Source organism: Streptomyces sichuanensis (assembly GCF_020328095.1).
In the GTDB taxonomy this organism is placed as follows: Bacteria; Actinomycetota; Actinomycetes; order Streptomycetales; family Streptomycetaceae; genus Streptomyces; species Streptomyces cinnamoneus.
Genome location: NZ_JAIXMK010000084.1, coordinates 35,781 through 54,366, shown reverse-complemented (window position 1 = coordinate 54,366; position 18,586 = coordinate 35,781). Strand labels below are relative to the sequence as shown.

Here is an 18,586-nt window from a genome sequence, read left to right as displayed (position 1 = left end):
GGTCTTGCGGGCAAGGCTCACGCGCTTGGGCATGTCGTCATCTTCCTTGTACTTGGGGAGGCCGTAGCCGTAGATGTAGTCGTCGTGACGGAGACGGGTCCGGCGGTAGACGCCGTCGCCGTTGGCGGACCCGTTGTCGTTGGTGTTGCCGCCGATGGTGATGATGTGCGTGTCGGTGAAGGACTCGACGATTTCCGTGTGAGTACCGCCACCGGGGCCGTAGAAGACGATCGCGCCGACGGACGGCTTCTCGCTCCACAGGCCGCGGGCCTTGAACCAGGCCACGCCGAGCTCGCAGGACGCGTACTTCGGGATGATGTCGTCGTTGTCCGTCTTCCAGGCGCAGTAGGACACGAACATCGCGCACCACGGCGCGTGATTCATCGGGTACCAGCGGCCGAACATGTTGTCGTTGTCCGGCCCCTCCTTGTATCCGATGTGCTTGGCCGCCTCGGCCAGAATTGCTGCTGCGGTATTAGCCATCGCGTATACGCCCCTCCATAAGGGGGTCGGTGGGTTCTCTGAAATGCGTCGGGCGGCCGCACGGTCACGTCCGGGCATGCGAACGGCCCCCGTCGTTGCGGCGGGGGCCGTCGTTGCTTCGGGCCGGCGTACCGGCGTGTGCTCAACGCGAAGCGGCGGAGGCCGCGCCCTTGTCGTGGGCACAGCTCCGCCGCTGCATCTATTGTGAACGAGAACGCGCGCGAGCGCAACAAGAAGTTTCGAGCCCGCAATCAGAGGGCTGTCGAGGGTGCCGCCGAACGCCTGCCCCTCGGGCCTTCAGGTGTCACAGCGGGGGGATAGATTAATGGGCGATCGCGCACACTCCCGGGTATCTCACGACAGATGCACTGGAGGTGCCACGGAGGGGTAATGATTCGGCGGAAAGCACCGGGGGGGGCGCCATGGGTGAGGTAGTCGTTGTGTGCGGGGGTGTGGCGCGGTGAGCGCGCACCAGGAGCGGCTCCAGGACGTCGTGGCCGCCACCGTGGAGGTTGCCGCCGAATCGGGCCAGGCCGGTGTCTTCACCGACGAGGTCGCCCGGGCGCTGACGGCCGTCGTGGGGAAGATAGCCGTCAAGGCCGTCGCCGACGCCGAGGTCGGCGGGTTCGTCAGCGGCTGGCAGGAGGCGATCGAGGCCCTGGGGGAGGAGCCCACCAGCGCACGGGGCGCCCAGGTGTACCGCATGCCGTCCAGCGGCGCCGACATCTGATCGCCGGCATCTGATCACTGAGCAGAACGCACGTGTGCCCCGCGGCCGGGAGAGGCCGCGGGGCACACGTGCGTATATATAGGGGAGCGGTCAGCTCTCCGCGCGACGCAGTTCGTGCGTCCGGCGCGTGGCGCGCTCGGCGGCGAAGACATCCTCCAGCCGGAAGAGGTTCGCCCGCCCCCGCCGGCCCGCCGGCGTGAGGTGGCCCAGCTGGACCCACTTGCGGATCGTGTCGGGCACGACCGCCGTCTCCTGTGCGGCTATCGCCGCCGTCACCAGCGTCATCGGGGCATCTCCTCGTCCTGGGCCGCCTCGTCCTGGGCAGCCGCCATTTCCGTCAGGTCGCCGTCCGTCGCCTCCGCGAGCCGGCGCCACTCGGAGCGGACCCACGCGTGGCGGTGCCGGGCGTCCGTGCGGCAGGCGCAGGCCGGGTCCTCGCAGCAGCAGCCGGGGTTCACGCAGAGCACGGTCTCGCGGTGGGGGAAGACCCGCAGTGACACCGAGTCGCAGTGCGGGCAGCGGCCGCGCACGCGCACCGGCGTCTCGGCGTCGCCGAGGGCGAGGGAGCAGCGGCGGGCCATGCGGCGGGCCTCGGCCCGTACGTGCTCGGCCAGGTCCGGGTCGCCGGAAATGCGGTCCAGCGCCGCGATCAGGCGGGTCAGGCGCGCTTCCACCGTGCCGCGGGGCGGCCGGGGCAGGCGCAGCTTGTCGCAGACGGCCTCCTCCAGCTCCACCACGCCGTCCGTGATGTCGCGGACGGTGTCGGAGATGAAGAGGCGGATGGGTGCCGCCGGTGCCGTCCGGCTCCCGCGGCCGCCGGGGGCGAGGGCGGGGCGCGCGGTCCGGCTGGGGGCGAGCTCCCGGCCCAGCTCCGGGAACTGGCGCAGCAGGATGCCCAGCCAGACCCCGGCGCGGTCGGGGCGCCGGGAGCCGGTCGTGTTTGCGCCGGTCACGTTCGCGATGGTCATGACTGCTCCATGAGGGGTGCGAGGTCGTCGGTCAGCGCTTCCGGCAGCCTGGCCTCCTTGCCGTTGCGCCAGAGGCGGCCGGCGCACACCCCGTCGAACCAGCTCTCGCGCGGAGCGACGGCTTCCAGGCAGCAGCGGCGCACGGGACAGACGGCGCACGCCCGCAGGGCCGGGAGCGCGGCCTTGGGCCGGCGTGCGAAGACGGCGTGGTCCGGCAGGCCGATGCAGGCGGCGTGCGTGCGCCAGTCGGCGGGGCGGCGGGCGGCGGTGGGGTGCGGATAGGCGGAGGCGGGTGCGCGGAGCGCGGGATCGGGCATGGGCGGGTCGGGATTCCCTCTCGGGGACACGGGCGTGGACGGTCGCCCCGGGTTGCGGAGGGCCGGGGCGTGTGCGTGGCGTACGGCCACCGGTTGTTGCGGTGGCGCAATGAACAGTACGCAGCTTGCTTGCGCGAGCGCAACAAAAGTCGCAGATGTATCCCCTGTCACACCGGACACCCGCTGTTCACCGGCCAAATGGCGGGAAACTACCCATCAGCCCTAGCCAGTTGCGCTCGCGCGCAGCATTCTGGTTATTGCGTGCGCGAACGGACGGTAGGGTTTCTGCTGCGGAGGGAGCAGTGCTATGGGCGAAAAAGGCTCGGAGATGGAGCGATTCGCGGGCTGGGTCGAGGGCCTGATGCGGGAGCGCGGTTACGACATCGACAGCCCGCGCGGCGGCGGCCGGTCGCGGCTCGCCGAGGACGCCGGCGTGCACCGCGCGGCGGTGACCCGGCTGCTGCAGCGGCAGAGCCTGCCCGACCTGGAGACGATGCGCGCCCTGGCGCGCGTGCTCGGCGTGTCGCTGCGCGACATGCTGATCCAGTCCGGGAAGGTGACGGCGGAGGACCTGCCGCTGCCGGATGCGGCGCGCCCGGGCGCGGCGAGCGCGGGCAGCGGCCCGGTGACCCCCGGCCAGGCGGCCGACGCCCTCGGTATCCCCGAGAGCTACCGTCGGCAGTTCGTCGAGATGACCGAAATGATCCTGGCGGTCAGCGGGGCCCGGCCGGAGGAGCCCCGGAGCACCCATCGGGGTGTATCCGCCGGACGCTAGGCGCGCGGGCGAGCCGGGGCGGGGGCCGGTGAGGCCGCCCTGAGCTGCGACATATCCAGCACATCGGGGTGTCCTCCGCGTGTGCATTTGTTTTGACCGCAGCCCATGCGGTAGGTACGCTCTGACCTTGTGCCTGGGGTGTCCCTGGGCTCTCGTGCGTGCCTTCAAACCGTACGAGGGGCCCGGAGCCGAGCGGTTCTCAACGCTCGGAGACGCCGAAATCTGCACCAATCCGCCATCGGCGGGGGTCTGCAGTCTTCGACACGCCCGACCGCGTGGGTCGGCCGTCGCTCCCAGGTTAGTTTTATCGTGATCGGCACACAGAAACCGGAGAAACGGTGCCTACGATCCAGCAGCTGGTCCGGAAGGGCCGGCAGGACAAGGTCGAGAAGAACAAGACGCCCGCACTTGAGGGTTCGCCCCAGCGCCGTGGCGTCTGCACGCGTGTTTTCACGACCACCCCGAAGAAGCCGAACTCGGCGCTCCGCAAGGTCGCGCGTGTCCGCCTGACCAGCGGCATCGAGGTCACCGCTTACATTCCGGGTGAGGGCCACAACCTGCAGGAGCACTCCATCGTGCTCGTGCGCGGCGGCCGTGTGAAGGACCTGCCGGGCGTTCGCTACAAGATCATCCGTGGCTCGCTCGACACCCAGGGCGTCAAGAACCGCAAGCAGGCTCGCAGCCGCTACGGCGCCAAGAAGGAGAAGTAAGAATGCCTCGTAAGGGCCCCGCCCCGAAGCGCCCGGTCATCATCGACCCGGTCTACGGCTCTCCTCTTGTCACCTCGCTGATCAACAAGATCCTGCTGCACGGCAAGCGCTCCACCGCCGAGCGCATCGTGTACGGCGCCATGGAGGGTCTGCGCGAGAAGACCGGTAACGACCCGGTCATCACCCTCAAGCGCGCCCTTGAGAACGTCAAGCCGGCTCTTGAGGTCAAGTCCCGCCGTGTCGGTGGCGCCACCTACCAGGTGCCGGTCGAGGTCCGCCCGGGCCGCGCCTCCACCCTGGCGCTGCGCTGGCTGGTCGGTTACTCCCGCGCCCGTCGCGAGAAGACCATGACCGAGCGCCTCATGAACGAGCTGCTGGACGCCTCGAACGGTCTCGGCGCCTCGGTCAAGAAGCGTGAGGACACGCACAAGATGGCCGAGTCCAACAAGGCCTTCGCGCACTACCGCTGGTAGTCGCTACCCCCATCGAGAACCGAGAGAAGACTGAGCCATATGGCCACCACTTCGCTTGACCTGGCCAAGGTCCGCAACATCGGGATCATGGCCCACATCGACGCGGGCAAGACGACCACCACCGAGCGGATCCTGTTCTACACCGGTGTTTCGTACAAGATCGGTGAAGTCCACGACGGCGCTGCCACGATGGACTGGATGGAGCAGGAGCAGGAGCGCGGCATCACGATCACGTCTGCCGCGACGACCTGCCACTGGCCGCTCGACAACGTCGACCACACCATCAACATCATCGACACCCCGGGTCACGTCGACTTCACCGTCGAGGTGGAGCGCTCCCTGCGCGTGCTCGACGGTGCCGTGACGGTGTTCGACGGCGTTGCCGGTGTCGAGCCCCAGTCCGAGACCGTTTGGCGTCAGGCGGACCGCTACGGCGTGCCGCGCATCTGCTTCGTCAACAAGCTGGACCGTACGGGTGCCGAGTTCCACCGCTGCGTCGACATGATCGTCGACCGCCTGGGCGCGGTTCCGCTGGTCATGCAGCTGCCGATCGGCACCGAGGCCGACTTCAAGGGCGTGGTCGACCTCGTCCAGATGAAGGCTCTGGTCTGGTCCGCCGAGGCCGCCAAGGGCGAGATGTACGACGTCGTCGACATCCCGGACACGCACATCGAGGCTGCCGAGGAATGGCGCGGCAAGCTCCTTGAGGGCGTTGCCGAGAACGACGAAGAGATGATGGAGCTGTTCCTGGAGGGCCAGGAGCCCACCGAGGAGCAGCTGATGGCGGCCATCCGCCGCATCACTCTCGCCTCGAAGGGCGGCGGCGACTCCGTCACCGTCACCCCGGTGTTCTGTGGCACCGCGTTCAAGAACAAGGGCGTTCAGCCCCTGCTCGACGCGGTCGTGCGCTACCTGCCGTCGCCGCTCGACATCGAGGCCGTTGAGGGCCACGCGGTCAACAACGCCGACGAGGTCGTGAAGCGCAAGCCGTCCGACGACGAGCCGTTCGCCGGTCTTGCCTTCAAGATCATGAGCGACCCGCACCTCGGCAAGCTCACCTTCGTCCGGGTTTACTCGGGCCGCATGGAGGCCGGCACCCAGGTGCAGAACTCCGTGAAGGGCAAGAAGGAGCGCATCGGCAAGATCTACCGGATGCACGCGAACAAGCGTGAGGAGATCGACTCGGTGGGTGCCGGTGACATCGTCGCCGTCATGGGTCTGAAGCAGACCACCACCGGTGAGACCCTCTGCGACGCGGCCAAGCCGGTGATCCTGGAGTCGATGGACTTCCCGGCCCCGGTCATCCAGGTCGCCATTGAGCCCAAGTCCAAGGGCGACCAGGAGAAGCTGGGTGTCGCCATCCAGCGTCTGGCCGAGGAGGACCCGTCCTTCCAGGTCCACACGGACGAGGAGACGGGCCAGACCATCATCGCGGGTATGGGCGAGCTGCACCTCGACGTGCTGGTCGACCGTATGAAGCGTGAGTTCAAGGTCGAGGCCAACGTCGGCAAGCCGCAGGTCGCGTACCGCGAGACGATCCGCAAGGCCGTCGAGCGCATCGACTACACGCACAAGAAGCAGACTGGTGGTTCCGGCCAGTTCGCGAAGGTGCAGATCGCGATCGAGCCCCTTGAGGGCGACGGTTACGAGTTCGAGAACAAGGTCACCGGTGGCCGCATCCCGCGGGAGTACATCCCGTCCGTGGACGCCGGTTGCCAGGAGGCCATGGAGTTCGGTGTTCTGGCCGGCTACCCGCTGACCGGCGTCAAGGTGACGCTGCTCGACGGTGCCTACCACGACGTCGACTCCTCGGAGCTCGCGTTCAAGATCGCCGGTTCCATGGCGTTCAAGGAGGGTGCTCGCAAGGCGTCGCCGGCTCTGCTGGAGCCGATGATGTCGGTCGAGGTCACCACCCCCGAGGACTACATGGGCGACGTGATCGGCGACATCAACTCCCGCCGTGGCCAGATCCAGGCCATGGAGGACCGCCACGGCGCCAAGCTCGTCAAGGGCCTGGTTCCGCTGTCGGAGATGTTCGGCTACGTCGGAGACCTCCGCAGCAAGACGTCGGGTCGCGCAAGCTACTCGATGCAGTTCGACTCCTACGCCGAGGTTCCGCGGAACGTCGCCGAGGAGATCATCGCGAAGGCCAAGGGCGAGTAAGGGGCTCTCGTCTCCACAGACGAGGCTCACGCCTTAGGCTTGACACCGACTGTCGGGGCATACCGCCGCAAACCGTGAGGATTGTGGCGGGTGCCCCGGTGGACGGCACCCCAGCAAAGATCCCTGGCGCCGACCGAATCTAGGCGTACAGAACCACTCCACAGGAGGACCCCAGTGGCGAAGGCGAAGTTCGAGCGGACTAAGCCGCACGTCAACATCGGCACCATCGGTCACGTCGACCACGGTAAGACCACTCTTACCGCGGCGATCACCAAGGTGCTGCACGACGCGTACCCGGACCTGAACCCCTTCACGCCGTTCGACGAGATCGACAAGGCGCCCGAGGAGCGTCAGCGCGGTATCACGATCTCGATCGCGCACGTCGAGTACCAGACGGAGCAGCGTCACTACGCCCACGTCGACTGCCCGGGTCACGCGGACTACATCAAGAACATGATCACCGGTGCCGCCCAGATGGACGGCGCGATCCTCGTGGTCGCCGCGACCGACGGTCCGATGCCGCAGACCAAGGAGCACGTGCTCCTGGCCCGCCAGTCCGGTGTGCCGAAGATCGTTGTCGCCCTGAACAAGGCCGACATGGTCGAGGACGAGGAGATCCTGGAGCTCGTCGAGCTCGAGGTCCGTGAGCTCCTCAACGAGTACGAGTTCGACGGCGACGACGCTCCGGTCGTCCGCGTCTCCGCGCTGAAGGCGCTGGAGGGCGACAAGGAGTGGGGCGAGAAGCTTCTCGGCCTCATGTCCGAGGTCGACTCCTTCATCCCGCAGCCGGCTCGTGACACCGACAAGCCGTTCCTGATGCCGATCGAGGACGTCTTCACGATCACCGGTCGTGGCACCGTCGTCACCGGTCGTATCGAGCGCGGTGTCCTGAAGGTCAACGAGACCGTCGACATCATCGGCATCAAGACCGAGAAGACCACCACCACGGTCACCGGTATCGAGATGTTCCGCAAGCTGCTCGACGAGGGCCAGGCCGGTGAGAACGTCGGTCTGCTGCTCCGCGGCATCAAGCGCGAGGACGTCGAGCGCGGCCAGTGCATCATCAAGCCGGGTTCGGTTACCCCGCACACCGAGTTCGAGGCCACGGCGTACATCCTCTCCAAGGACGAGGGCGGCCGCCACACCCCGTTCTTCAACAACTACCGTCCGCAGTTCTACTTCCGTACGACTGACGTGACCGGTGTTGTGACCCTCAAGGAGGGCACGGAGATGGTCATGCCCGGCGACAACGCCGAGATGCACGTCTCCCTGATCCAGCCCGTCGCCATGGAGGAGAACCTCCGCTTCACCATCCGCGAGGGTGGTCGCACGGTCGGCGCCGGCCAGGTCACCAAGATCGTCAAGTAAGTCCTCTTACTTGCAGGTCTGAGCGGGCCCCGCACATCCTCGGATGTGCGGGGCCCGCTCGCTTTTTCCCGGCCCGTCCGCCCTGCCGCGGCTCAGCCGGCGTAGGGCAGGATCTGCCGCAGCAGGCCCTTCGGGTGGCCGCGCCGCCGCCACTCCCTCGGATAGCCGATGGAGACCTCCTCGAAGCGGACCCCGTCGTGGAAGGTCGTGCGCGGGATGTGCAGATGGCCGTAGACCACGGCCGCGGTGTTGAACCGCGTGTGCCAGTCCCGCGTCAGCACCGTCCCGCACCACTGGGCGAACTCCTGGTACGTCATGATCTCGGTGGGCTCGCGCAGCAGCGGCCAGTGGTTGACCAGCACCAGCGGCAGGGACGGGTCGTGCGCGGCCAGCCGGGCCTCCGTCGCCGCCACCCGCGCCCGGCACCAGTCGTCCATGCCCGCGTAGGGCTCCGGGTGCAGCAGGAACTCGTCCGTGCACACGATCCCCGCCTCGTGGGCCTGGGCCAGCGACTCCTCCTTGGTGGCCGCCGTCGCGGTGCGGAACGTGTAGTCGTAGAGCGTGAACAGCGGCGCGACCGCCACCGGCCCGCCCTCGCCCTCCCACACCGGCCAGGGGTCCTCCGGCGTCACCACGCCCAGCCCCCGGCACGTCTTCACCAGGTGCTCGTAGCGGGCCTCGCCCCGCAGGTCCACCGGATCCGTGCGCGGCGTCCACAGCTCGTGGTTGCCCGGCGCCCACACCACCTTGGCGAAGCGGCCGGCCAGCAGGGCCAGCGTGCGCTCGACGTCCTCGAAGCGCTCGGCCACGTCACCGGCCACGATGAGCCAGTCCTCGTCGGTGACGGGCCGCAGTGAGTCGGCGATGGGCACGTTGTCGGCCATGCCGGTGTGCAGGTCGCTGACGGCCAGAAGCCGTCGGCCGGGGGTGGGCGTAATCGGCTGCTGCATCGCATCCCAGACTCGCGGTCGGCTATTGGTGGTGCGTGGTACGGAACTTACGGTAGGCCCTGGTGCCCGGCGTGCGGCGGGCATATTCATCACACCGGAGGACAGGGTGCCGACCGAGGAGTTCACCTACACGACCAGCTGGCGACCGGCCCCCCTGCCCGGGGAACCGGCCACCACCCCACCGGGCCCGGTGCTGATCGTCCACACCCCCGCCGGCCGCCCCCTGGCCGACGCCCTCGCCGCCCGCCACCGCTCCGACGAGGTGTTACGCCGCGAACTGGCTCCCCACCGCCCGCAGTCGGCGCCCCTCGACGCCGTACCGCGCACCGTCTACTTCCTCGCCGGCCCACACCCGGGGGCCCCCGGCGGAGCCCTGGACACCGCCGCCCTGGAGCTCGCCGAGGAACAGGGCGTACGGGCCCTCTTCCGCTGCGCCCGCGACCTGCTCGCCCCGGTGGCCGCCACCCGCCCCGTGGACTGGCGGATCGTCACCCACGACGCCTGGCCCGTCGCCGGCACCCCCGTCGCCAACCCCGCGGCCGCCTCCCTCGCCGGCCTGGCCCGCGTCCTGGAGAGCGAGCACCGGCACTGGAGCGCCCCCGTCCTCGACCTGGGCCTCGGCGGGCGCCTGCCCACCGCCGACGACCCGGCCCTGCCGCACCTGGCCGCCCTCATCACCGCCGAACCGGCCGTCCGCGGCGCCCACGCCGCCCACCGGGGCGGCGTCCGTCACGTCCCGGCCCTGCACCCGGTCGCCCTGCCCGCCCCGGCCGCGGCCCGCCTCCGCGCCGGCGGCACCTACGTCATCGCCGGCGGCGCGGGCGGCATCGGCCTGGAGACGGCCCGCTTCCTGGCCCGCGACCACGGCGCCCGGGTGGTCCTGCTCGGCCGCTCCGCCCCCGGCGAGGAGCTCCGCCGCAAGATCGCCGAAGCCGACCCGGACGGCGGGCACCTGCTCCACCTGCGGGCGGACGCCGGCGACCCCGAGAGCCTGCGCGCCGCCCTGCGCAGCGTGCACGCCCGCTTCGGACCCGTCCACGGCGTGATCCACTCGGCGCTCTCCCACACCCCCGGCCTCGTCCGCGGCCTGGACGAGGCGGTGCTGCGCGACAGCCTCGCCGCCAAGAGCCGCATCAGCGTCGCGCTCGCGGAGGTCTTCGCCGGCGAGCCGCTGGACTTCCTCCTCTTCTTCTCCTCCGTCCAGTCCCTCCTGGGTGATGCCGGACTGGCCGGCTACGCGGCCGGCTCGGCCTTCCAGGACAGCTACGCGCACGCCCTCGACCAGCGGCTGCCGTTCCCCGTACGGGTCGTCGACTGGGGCTGGTGGGGCACGGTGGGCGCCGCGTCCCACGCCGCGGTCCGTCGGCGGGCCCTGCGCCAGGGCTTTCGGTCCATCGCCCCGCGCGAGGGCTTCGCGACCGTGCTGCGCACCCTGGCCGGCCGGCCCGTACAGGTGCTGGCGGTGCCCGGCGAGGACGTCCTGCTGCAGCGGCTGGGGCTCACCCCGCTGCGTCGGGAGCGATCAGCCGTCGCCCGTTGAGCAGCTCCCGGCCGAGGAAGCTGAGCGTGTGGTACGCCCGTCCGTTGGCCCGGTGGGTGGTGATCAGGCCCGCGTCGCGCAGGACCGTGGCGTGGTGGCTGGCGGTGGCCATGGCGATGCGCACCCGGCGGGCCAGCTCGCTGGTGGTGCAGCCGCGGGCGGTGGCCTCCAGCACCTCGGCCCGGGTGCGGCCGAGCAGCGCGGCCAGCGGCGGCTCGCCCCGCGCCCGGCGGTCGCCGTGCACGTCGAGCAGCCAGGCGGGGTCGTGCACGATCGGGTAGACGAGCACCGGCGGCAGCTCGGGATCACGCAGCACGGTGGGGGCGCGCCAGCAAAAGAAGGAGGGCACGAGCCGAAGCCCGCGCCCCTCCAGGTAGACGTCCTCGGTGGTCCCCGGGATCGCCACTTCCAGCACGGGTGGGTTCCAGCGGACCGCCGGATGCAGGGTGGCCAGCAGGTGCTCGCCGCCGCTGTGCAGGATCGACTGCGAGCGGACGGCCCGGTCGGCGGAGATGTGCTCGCTCAGCTTGCCCAGGTAGGGCCGGACCGCCATGTCGTGGAAGGCGGTGATGCCGTCCCCGAGGGCCTGCAGGGGAGCGGCCTCACCGCCGGCGAGGGCGCGCACGAAGTGCAGGTCGCGCCGGTCCGGGGCGAGCAGCTCCAGGTCGTGGCGCAGCTGGGTGCGGGGCAGCGAGAGCATGGCGTCCAGGCCGCTCTCCAGTCCCCCGGCCGCCTCGGGCGGGGTGAGGAAGTCGGGGGAGTAGCCCCGGGGCGGCGCCAGGGCGAGGAGCCGGCGCATGGGGTCGGTCAGCCCGCTGCGCACCCGGTTCCGCCACTCGCCGAAGATCAGGGGCGCCTGGCCCGTCTGGACCATGTGGGCGGCCAGCAGCGTCTCCCACAGCAGGTCGGGCTCCGCGGAGACCCGGATGCGGCCGAGGTCGACGCCGGTGAAGTGAATGCGCACGGTCTGCCCCTGCCCCTCTGCGGCGGCGCCTGAACGTGGGAGCGGCCGGAGAGTCGCCGGGGAGAAGCCTCCCCGGCCATTTTCCGGAACCTGGGACTCAGACCCCCGAGCCGGGGGACGGACGCCACAGCCAGGGGGTCGCGTCCGGGCCCAGGCCCACGGCGCACGGCCGCTGGCTGGCGTCCGTGACCAGCGAGGACGTGCCCAGCGGCAGGAAGTCGTGGGACGGCCGTACGGGTGAGTCGCCGGCGTCGGCGTCGACGAGCTGTATCTCGCCGCGCAGCGAGCGGCCCAGCACCAGCAGGGAGTCGCGGCCGCCGCGCCGGGGCACGGTGGTCGCCGCGACGGCGCCGTATCCGGTGAAGGAGCGCAGCCCCGCGCCCCCCGTCCGGCGGACCGTGGAACCGTCCGGTTCCAGTCGGTAGCCGGTGGGCTCGGCGGCGGTGGGGGTGCGGTAGACCACCGTCAGTGCCCCGTCCGGGCCGAGGGCGGCGCCGATCAGGTCGCCGCCGGGCCCGGGCAGTCCGTCGAGGGGCATGTGGCGCACCGGCTTGCCGGGGGCCTCCTGGCTCCAGTGGTGGACGGTGTCGCGGCCGGCGCCGAAGACGTGGACGCGCTGCCGGTCGTCCAGGGCCACGGTGAGGCCCTCCTGGATCTCCTGGCCGTGCAGGCTCTGCCACTTCCCCCACGTGCCGTCGGCCTCGCGCACGCGGCTGGAGAGGCCCTTGCCGGCGTTGCGGACGAAGAGGTGGACCCGGCCGTCGGGGGTGGCGACGGCGGCGGGCGGGCCCACGCGGCGGCCGCGCTCGGTCTTGCGCTCCGGGTTGCCGAGGCCCCTCCAGCCCTGGAAGGGGCCGCCGGGGGAGCGCTGCTCCAGAACGACGATCTCGCGGCTGTTGGCGCGGCCCTGGCCTTCGAGGGAGGAGAAGCGCAGGGCGAAGAGCAGCCGGCGCCCCTTGGCGTCCTTGACCGCGGCCAGCGAGGGCGCGAGGGGGCCGCCGCCGAGGTTCTGCGGCCGGCCCCAGCGGCCGCTGCCGGGGGAGGTCTCCTGCCAGCGCACGGCCTGCAGGCCGAGCACGCCGAAGGCTTCCAGACGGCCGGCGCGGTCGCTGTCGGCGACGGCCAGGGCGCCGGGGTAGCGGTAGTGGGTGGAGCGGATCCAGCCCTTGCGGTTCTCCAGCGGGCGGTTGCCGCCCTGGCCGTAGTCGCCGCAGCCGGCGGCGTTGCCGCACTCCCAGGAGGGGTCGCCGCCGTAGGCCGTGACGAGGCGGTGCTTGTCCTCCACGAGCTGCTGGGGGAGGTTGTGCGGCCAGCGCTGGTTGTAGTAGCCGCGGAAGGCGTTCACGGCGAAGCGCGGCGGGTGTCCCTCGCGACGGGTGGCCTCCGCGACCCACTGGTCGAGCGCCTTCCAGGTGAAGAGCGCGGTGGGGGTGTGGTCGCGGTGGTCCGAGCACGCCCCGTAGTCGTTGTCCTTGGGGTGGGTGGCGTCGTGGACCTGGTAGTCGGGGTCGGGGTCCATGGTGTGGACCACGGTCGGCCGGAACTTCGCCATGATCGCGGCGAGGACGTCCACCAGGGTCTTGTGCCGGTAGGTGCTCACGCTGGTGCAGGGCGAGCCGGCGGAGACCATGGAGCGCATGACGGCGTACGGACGGTCCCACAGCTGGGGCATCCGGGTGTTGCCGGGGGAGAGCATGGCGATGTTGAGGAAGACCAGCCGGACCCTGCGGCGCCCGTTGGAGAGCTCGTCGGTCTCCGCCCGGACACCACCCGGAAGGTCCATGACGGACTTCTTCCAAGGGGTGAACTTGTCCTTGCCGATCATCTCGGCGTACGCCTGGCGCAGGCCCTGCTGGCGGGCCGAGGAGTAGCCGGCCTTGTCGGCTCTGGGCCGGGGCATGCCCGGGATCCAGTTCTGTCCGACGGCCTCGCCGGCGGTGACGTAGACCGAGACGACGGGGACGCCCGCGTCGACCAGGTGCCGGGCGTCGGGGTTCATGAAGAACAGGTCGTCGTCGGGGTGCGCCATGACCTGCAGCAGCAGGGCGTTCCCGGCCGTGTCGAAGGACTGCATGGCGCTGAGGCCGACGGAGCCCATGGCCTGGGGGGAGGAGGTGACCCGGTCCGCGCCCCCGAAGGCCCTGCTGCACCCGGCCGCGCCGACCGCCGCGGTGACGGCGATGCCGGTGAGCACGGCCCGGCGCGGGATGCCCCTGCGCTGTGAGATCTTCAACTAAGCGACTCCGTCCCGTCGTGCAGCGCGCAGTCTCCGGCTGCCCCAGCGTGATGAGGGACGGCCGGGGCTCCCCAGGGGTTGCCCCGGCCCTCGTCACAGCATGCCGGGGAGTGATGCTGCCGTGACACCGGGCCGTCGGCGACCATAGTGTCCCGTATGTCGGCGGGGTGGTTTGACAAGTGCGCCGCTAGGGGTACCGTCTTCGGCCACGATTGGACCCGTTCCCGGACCGTATGGCACACTGTTCAGGTTGCTCGGTTGAGTGTCGATGCTGCGCGCCTCCCGCCGGGAGGACTGGAAGCGAGTCCCGCAGTACTCGTCGTCCCTTATGAGGGGCGGAAGTACGGGAATCTTCCGGGAAGTGTCAGCGGGGCCCCAGCCAGGCGCTCGGTGGGTGCTTTTCCCCCACGAACCCCTTGAGCAGGGAATTTCCTTTGGGAAATTTTGCTGGAAGGGGCGCGACACGCCCGACCGCGTGGGTCGGAGGTGGAGCGGAGAACGGCAGCGTTCCGGGAGGTTTCCGGACCGCGGCTCACCGAGTCCCAGAGCGTTACGAGAGACAGGACTACGAAGTAGCCATGGCGGGACAGAAGATCCGCATCCGGCTCAAGGCCTACGACCACGAGGTCATCGACTCCTCGGCGAAGAAGATCGTCGAGACGGTGACCCGCACTGGTGCGTCGGTCGCGGGCCCGGTGCCGCTGCCCACTGAGAAGAACGTGTACTGCGTCATCAAGTCGCCGCACAAGTACAAGGACTCGCGCGAGCACTTCGAGATGCGCACGCACAAGCGCCTCATCGACATCCTCGACCCCACGCCGAAGACGGTTGACTCGCTCATGCGCCTCGACCTGCCGGCGGGCGTCGACATCGAGATCAAGCTCTGAGGTGACGCGCGAGATGGCTAAGAACATTAAGGGCGTCCTGGGCGAGAAGCTCGGCATGACCCAGGTCTGGGACGAGAACAACCGTGTCGTCCCGGTGACCGTCGTCAAGGCCGGGCCCTGCGTCGTTACCCAGGTCCGCACCAACGACATCGACGGCTACGAGTCGGTCCAGATCGCCTTCGGCGAGATCGACCCGCGCAAGGTGAACAAGCCCCTCAAGGGCCACTTCGCCAAGGCCGACGTCACCCCGCGCCGCCACCTGGTGGAGCTGCGTACCGCTGACGCCAGCGAGTACACGCTCGGCCAGGAGATCACCGCTGCCGTGTTCGAGTCCGGCGTCAAGGTTGACGTCACGGGCAAGAGCAAGGGCAAGGGCTTCGCCGGTGTCATGAAGCGTCACAACTTCAAGGGCCTCGGCGCCGGTCACGGCACCCAGCGCAAGCACCGCTCCCCCGGTTCCATCGGTGGCTGCGCCACCCCGGGCCGTGTGTTCAAGGGCCTCCGCATGGCGGGCCGCATGGGCAACGAGCGGGTCACCACCCAGAACCTGACCGTCCACGCCGTTGACGCGGAGAAGGGCCTGCTCCTGATCAAGGGTGCGGTTCCTGGTCCGAACGGCGGCCTCGTCCTGGTCCGTACCGCGGCCAAGGGGGCCTGAGGTAACCGATGAGCACCATTGACATCCTTTCGCCGGCAGGCGACAAGGCCGGGACCGTCGAGCTCCCCGCGGAGATCTTCGACGCGAAGGTCAGCGTTCCGCTGATCCACCAGGTCGTCGTCGCGCAGCTGGCCGCTGCCCGTCAGGGCACGCACAAGACCAAGACCCGTGGCGAGGTCCGTGGTGGTGGCAAGAAGCCTTACCGCCAGAAGGGCACCGGTCGCGCCCGTCAGGGTTCGACCCGCGCGCCGCAGTTCGCCGGTGGTGGCGTCGTGCACGGTCCCGTGCCGCGTGACTACTCGCAGCGCACCCCCAAGAAGATGAAGGCCGCCGCCCTGCGCGGTGCCCTCTCCGACCGGGCGCGCCACAGCCGTATCCACGTCGTCTCCGACGTGGTCAACGGTGAGGTGTCCACCAAGGCCGCCAAGACCCTGTTCGGCAAGATCTCGGAGCGCAAGAACCTGCTCCTGGTCGCCGAGCGGTCCGACGAGGCCGCGTGGCTGTCCGCCCGCAACCTGCCCCAGGTGCACATCCTGGAGCCGGGCCAGCTGAACACGTACGACGTGCTCGTCTCCGACGACGTGGTCTTCACCCAGGCCGCCTTCGAGTCCTTCGTGTCTGGCCCCAAGGCCGCTGAGACCGAAGGGAGCGAGGCCTGATGACTGAGGCCGTCGTCACCAGCAAGACCTTCTCGGACCCGCGCGACCTGCTGGTCAAGCCGGTCGTCTCCGAGAAGAGCTACGCGCTGCTGGACGAGAACAAGTACACGTTCATCGTCGACCCGCGCGCCAACAAGACCCAGATCAAGCAGGCCGTCGAGGCGGTCTTCTCGGTCAAGGTCACCGGGGTCAACACGATCAACCGTCAGGGTAAGCGCAAGCGCACCAAGACCGGTTTCGGCAAGCGCGCCAACACCAAGCGCGCCATCGTGACCCTCGCCGAGGGCGACCGTATCGACATCTTCGGCGGCCCGGTCTCCTAACCAGGAGTCCGAGTCGTCCGGAATCGGACGAGGACTGAGAAATGGGTATCCGCAAGTACAAGCCGACGACCCCGGGCCGTCGTGGCTCCAGCGTCGCCGACTTCGTCGAGATCACGCGGTCCACGCCGGAGAAGTCGCTGGTCCGCCCGCTGCACAGCAAGGGTGGCCGTAACAACACCGGTCGCGTGACCGTCCGCCACCAGGGTGGCGGCCACAAGCGCGCCTACCGCGTGATCGACTTCCGTCGTCACGACAAGGACGGCGTGCCGGCCAAGGTCGCTCACATCGAGTACGACCCGAACCGCACCGCGCGCATCGCGCTCCTGCACTACGCAGACGGCGAGAAGCGCTACATCATCGCCCCGGCGAAGCTCAACCAGGGCGACCGGGTTGAGAACGGCCCCACGGCCGACATCAAGCCGGGCAACAACCTCCCGCTGCGCAACATCCCGGTCGGTACCACGATCCACGCGATCGAGCTCCGTCCCGGTGGTGGCGCCAAGTTCGCCCGCTCGGCCGGTTCGTCCGTCCAGCTGCTGGCGAAGGAGGGCGCTTACGCCCACCTGCGCATGCCGTCCGGCGAGGTCCGCCTGGTCGACGTCCGCTGCCGCGCCACTGTCGGCGAGGTCGGCAACGCCGAGCAGTCGAACATCAACTGGGGCAAGGCCGGCCGTATGCGCTGGAAGGGCGTTCGCCCGACCGTCCGCGGTGTCGCGATGAACCCGGTTGACCACCCGCACGGTGGTGGTGAGGGCAAGACCTCCGGTGGTCGCCACCCGGTCTCCCCGTGGGGTCAGAAGGAGGGTCGTACTCGTTCTCCCAAGAAGGCGAGCAACAAGTACATCGTCCGCCGCCGCAAGACGAACAAGAAGCGCTAGGAGCGGGTTTAGATGCCGCGTAGTCTCAAGAAGGGACCCTTCGTCGACGGACACCTCATCAAGAAGGTGGACGCTCAGAACGAAGCCGGTACCAAGAACGTCATCAAGACCTGGTCCCGTCGCTCCATGATCGTGCCGGCCATGCTCGGCCACACGCTCGCGGTGCACAACGGCAAGACGCACGTCCCGGTGTTCGTCACCGAGTCGATGGTCGGCCACAAGCTCGGCGAGTTCTCGCCGACCCGCACCTTCCGCGGCCACGTCAAGGACGACCGCAAGTCGAAGCGCCGCTAAAGGCGGGGTGTGAACGACTATGACTGACACCGAAGGGACAACCATGGAAGCCAGGGCCCAGGCGCGGTACATCCGCGTCACGCCCATGAAGGCCCGCCGCGTGGTGGACCTCATCCGTGGCATGGACGCCACGGAGGCTCAGGCGGTCCTGCGTTTCGCCCCGCAGGCCGCGAGCGTGCCGGTGGGCAAGGTGCTGGACAGCGCCATTGCCAACGCCGCGCACAACTACGACCACACGGACGCTTCGTCGCTGTTCATCAGCGAGGCGTTCGTGGACGAGGGCCCGACCCTGAAGCGGTTCCGTCCGCGTGCCCAGGGCCGTGCCTACCGGATCCGCAAGCGGACCAGCCACATCACCGTGGTCGTCAGCAGCAAGGAAGGAACCCGGTAATGGGCCAGAAGGTTAACCCGCACGGGTTCCGGCTCGGCATTACCACCGACTTCAAGTCGCGTTGGTACGCCGACAAGCTGTACAAGGACTACGTCAAGGAAGACGTTGCCATTCGTCGCATGATGACGAAGGGCATGGAGCGCGCCGGTATCTCGAAGGTTGAGATCGAGCGCACCCGCGACCGCGTCCGCGTTGACATCCACACCGCCCGCCCGGGCATCGTCATCGGCCGCCGTGGCGCCGAGGCCGACCGCATCCGTGGCGAGCTGGAGAAGCTGACCGGCAAGCAGGTCCAGCTGAACATCCTCGAGGTCAAGAACCCCGAGGTCGACGCTCAGCTGGTGGCCCAGGCCGTCGCCGAGCAGCTGTCCTCCCGCGTCTCCTTCCGTCGCGCCATGCGTAAGAGCATGCAGTCGACGATGAAGGCCGGCGCCAAGGGCATCAAGATCCAGTGCGGTGGCCGTCTCGGCGGCGCCGAGATGTCCCGCTCGGAGTTCTACCGCGAGGGCCGTGTGCCCCTGCACACGCTCCGCGCGAACGTCGACTACGGCTTCTTCGAGGCCAAGACCACCTTCGGCCGCATCGGCGTGAAGGTCTGGATCTACAAGGGCGACGTCAAGAACATCGCCGAGGTCCGCGCCGAGAACGCTGCCGCGCGTGCGGGCAACCGCCCGTCCCGTGGCGCCGGCGACCGCCCGGCCCGTGGTGGCCGTGGTGGCGAGCGTGGCGGCCGCGGCCGCAAGCCGCAGCAGGCTGCCGAGGCCCCCAAGGCCGAGGCCACCGCTGCTCCGGCTGAGTCCACCGGAACGGAGGCCTGAC

At 69.6% G+C, this 18,586-nt stretch carries 22 protein-coding genes; 15 read left to right on the top strand and 7 right to left on the bottom strand.

Annotated features, from left to right (window positions below; all coding sequences use genetic code 11):
* Positions 1-483, bottom strand: a 483-nt coding sequence (locus LE181_RS22745) for a CHAP domain-containing protein (RefSeq protein ID WP_225663348.1), incomplete at its 3' end; no start/stop codon positions are given.
* 460 nt (positions 484-943) lie between these two features.
* Here LE181_RS22745 and LE181_RS22740 point away from each other — a divergent pair.
* Positions 944-1,213, top strand: a complete 270-nt coding sequence (locus tag LE181_RS22740; protein WP_225663347.1) for a hypothetical protein — start codon at positions 944-946, stop codon at positions 1,211-1,213.
* 90 nt (positions 1,214-1,303) lie between these two features.
* Here LE181_RS22740 and LE181_RS22735 read toward each other — a convergent pair whose 3' ends face one another.
* The 3 genes from LE181_RS22735 to LE181_RS22725 are packed head-to-tail and all read right to left on the bottom strand — an operon-like array spanning position 1,304 to position 2,498.
* The gene (locus LE181_RS22735; protein WP_225663346.1) at positions 1,304-1,498 is read right to left on the bottom strand and encodes a hypothetical protein; all 195 of its coding nucleotides are present in this window, start codon (positions 1,496-1,498) and stop codon (positions 1,304-1,306) included.
* Positions 1,495-2,181: a hypothetical protein gene (locus LE181_RS22730; RefSeq protein ID WP_225663345.1), complete on the bottom strand. Its 687-nt coding sequence runs from the start codon at positions 2,179-2,181 to the stop codon at positions 1,495-1,497. The genes LE181_RS22735 and LE181_RS22730 overlap by 4 nt, the downstream gene beginning before the upstream one ends.
* On the bottom strand, positions 2,178-2,498 hold the full coding sequence (locus tag LE181_RS22725; RefSeq protein ID WP_225663344.1) for a WhiB family transcriptional regulator: 321 nt from the start codon (positions 2,496-2,498) through the stop codon (positions 2,178-2,180). Before LE181_RS22725 ends, LE181_RS22730 begins: the two co-directional genes overlap by 4 nt.
* 328 nt (positions 2,499-2,826) lie before the next feature.
* Between LE181_RS22725 and LE181_RS22720 the strand changes: the two genes are divergently transcribed.
* The 5 genes from LE181_RS22720 (at position 2,827) to tuf (ending at position 7,987) form a co-directional block, all read left to right on the top strand.
* Positions 2,827-3,273, top strand: a complete 447-nt coding sequence (locus tag LE181_RS22720; RefSeq protein ID WP_225663343.1) for a helix-turn-helix transcriptional regulator — start codon at positions 2,827-2,829, stop codon at positions 3,271-3,273.
* Between the two features lie 338 nt (positions 3,274-3,611).
* Positions 3,612-3,983 carry a 30S ribosomal protein S12 gene (rpsL, locus tag LE181_RS22715; RefSeq protein WP_003948652.1) on the top strand — a complete coding sequence of 124 codons (372 nt, stop codon included), beginning with the start codon at positions 3,612-3,614 and terminating at the stop codon, positions 3,981-3,983.
* A 2-nt stretch (positions 3,984-3,985) separates the two neighbouring features.
* The gene (rpsG, locus tag LE181_RS22710; RefSeq protein ID WP_004950419.1) at positions 3,986-4,456 is read left to right on the top strand and encodes a 30S ribosomal protein S7; all 471 of its coding nucleotides are present in this window, start codon (positions 3,986-3,988) and stop codon (positions 4,454-4,456) included.
* A 39-nt stretch (positions 4,457-4,495) separates the two neighbouring features.
* Positions 4,496-6,619: an elongation factor G gene (fusA, locus tag LE181_RS22705; RefSeq protein WP_190111591.1), complete on the top strand. Its 2,124-nt coding sequence runs from the start codon at positions 4,496-4,498 to the stop codon at positions 6,617-6,619.
* Between the two features lie 174 nt (positions 6,620-6,793).
* On the top strand, positions 6,794-7,987 hold the full coding sequence (gene tuf, locus LE181_RS22700) for an elongation factor Tu (protein WP_225663342.1): 1,194 nt from the start codon (positions 6,794-6,796) through the stop codon (positions 7,985-7,987).
* A gap of 92 nt (positions 7,988-8,079) precedes the next feature.
* Here tuf and LE181_RS22695 read toward each other — a convergent pair whose 3' ends face one another.
* Positions 8,080-8,937 carry a metallophosphoesterase family protein gene (locus tag LE181_RS22695; protein ID WP_225663341.1) on the bottom strand — a complete coding sequence of 286 codons (858 nt, stop codon included), beginning with the start codon at positions 8,935-8,937 and terminating at the stop codon, positions 8,080-8,082.
* Positions 8,938-9,043: 106 nt separating this feature from the next.
* On the opposite strand from LE181_RS22695, the gene LE181_RS22690 reads away from it, so the two are divergent.
* Positions 9,044-10,477, top strand: coding sequence for an SDR family NAD(P)-dependent oxidoreductase (locus LE181_RS22690; RefSeq protein WP_225663340.1), 1,434 nt, complete (start codon positions 9,044-9,046; stop codon positions 10,475-10,477).
* Here the strand turns inward: LE181_RS22690 and LE181_RS22685 are convergent.
* A complete protein-coding gene (locus LE181_RS22685) occupies positions 10,437-11,441 on the bottom strand; it encodes an ArsR/SmtB family transcription factor (RefSeq protein ID WP_225663339.1) in 1,005 nt (334 codons plus the stop codon). The genes LE181_RS22690 and LE181_RS22685 overlap by 41 nt on opposite strands.
* Positions 11,442-11,538: 97 nt before the next feature.
* Positions 11,539-13,674, bottom strand: a complete 2,136-nt coding sequence (locus LE181_RS22680; protein WP_225663338.1) for a PIG-L family deacetylase — start codon at positions 13,672-13,674, stop codon at positions 11,539-11,541.
* 581 nt (positions 13,675-14,255) lie between these two features.
* Here LE181_RS22680 and rpsJ point away from each other — a divergent pair.
* From rpsJ to rpsC, 8 genes are read left to right on the top strand one after another with little or no spacing between them, the layout of a single operon-like run.
* Complete coding sequence (rpsJ, locus tag LE181_RS22675; protein ID WP_003948644.1) at positions 14,256-14,564, top strand: 30S ribosomal protein S10; 309 nt, start codon at positions 14,256-14,258, stop codon at positions 14,562-14,564.
* A gap of 13 nt (positions 14,565-14,577) precedes the next feature.
* The gene (gene rplC / locus LE181_RS22670; RefSeq protein ID WP_058942728.1) at positions 14,578-15,222 is read left to right on the top strand and encodes a 50S ribosomal protein L3; all 645 of its coding nucleotides are present in this window, start codon (positions 14,578-14,580) and stop codon (positions 15,220-15,222) included.
* An 8-nt stretch (positions 15,223-15,230) separates the two neighbouring features.
* Complete coding sequence (gene rplD / locus LE181_RS22665) at positions 15,231-15,881, top strand: 50S ribosomal protein L4 (RefSeq protein ID WP_225663337.1); 651 nt, start codon at positions 15,231-15,233, stop codon at positions 15,879-15,881.
* On the top strand, positions 15,881-16,204 hold the full coding sequence (rplW, locus tag LE181_RS22660) for a 50S ribosomal protein L23 (RefSeq protein ID WP_058046827.1): 324 nt from the start codon (positions 15,881-15,883) through the stop codon (positions 16,202-16,204). The genes rplD and rplW overlap by 1 nt, the downstream gene beginning before the upstream one ends.
* 41 nt (positions 16,205-16,245) lie before the next feature.
* On the top strand, positions 16,246-17,082 hold the full coding sequence (gene rplB, locus LE181_RS22655; RefSeq protein WP_225663336.1) for a 50S ribosomal protein L2: 837 nt from the start codon (positions 16,246-16,248) through the stop codon (positions 17,080-17,082).
* A 12-nt stretch (positions 17,083-17,094) separates the two neighbouring features.
* On the top strand, positions 17,095-17,376 hold the full coding sequence (gene rpsS, locus LE181_RS22650; RefSeq protein ID WP_004950443.1) for a 30S ribosomal protein S19: 282 nt from the start codon (positions 17,095-17,097) through the stop codon (positions 17,374-17,376).
* 43 nt (positions 17,377-17,419) lie between these two features.
* Positions 17,420-17,767 carry a 50S ribosomal protein L22 gene (gene rplV, locus LE181_RS22645; RefSeq protein WP_030359020.1) on the top strand — a complete coding sequence of 116 codons (348 nt, stop codon included), beginning with the start codon at positions 17,420-17,422 and terminating at the stop codon, positions 17,765-17,767.
* A complete protein-coding gene (rpsC, locus tag LE181_RS22640; protein ID WP_071964543.1) occupies positions 17,767-18,585 on the top strand; it encodes a 30S ribosomal protein S3 in 819 nt (272 codons plus the stop codon). Before rplV ends, rpsC begins: the two co-directional genes overlap by 1 nt.
* Position 18,586: the final 1 nt, after the last annotated feature.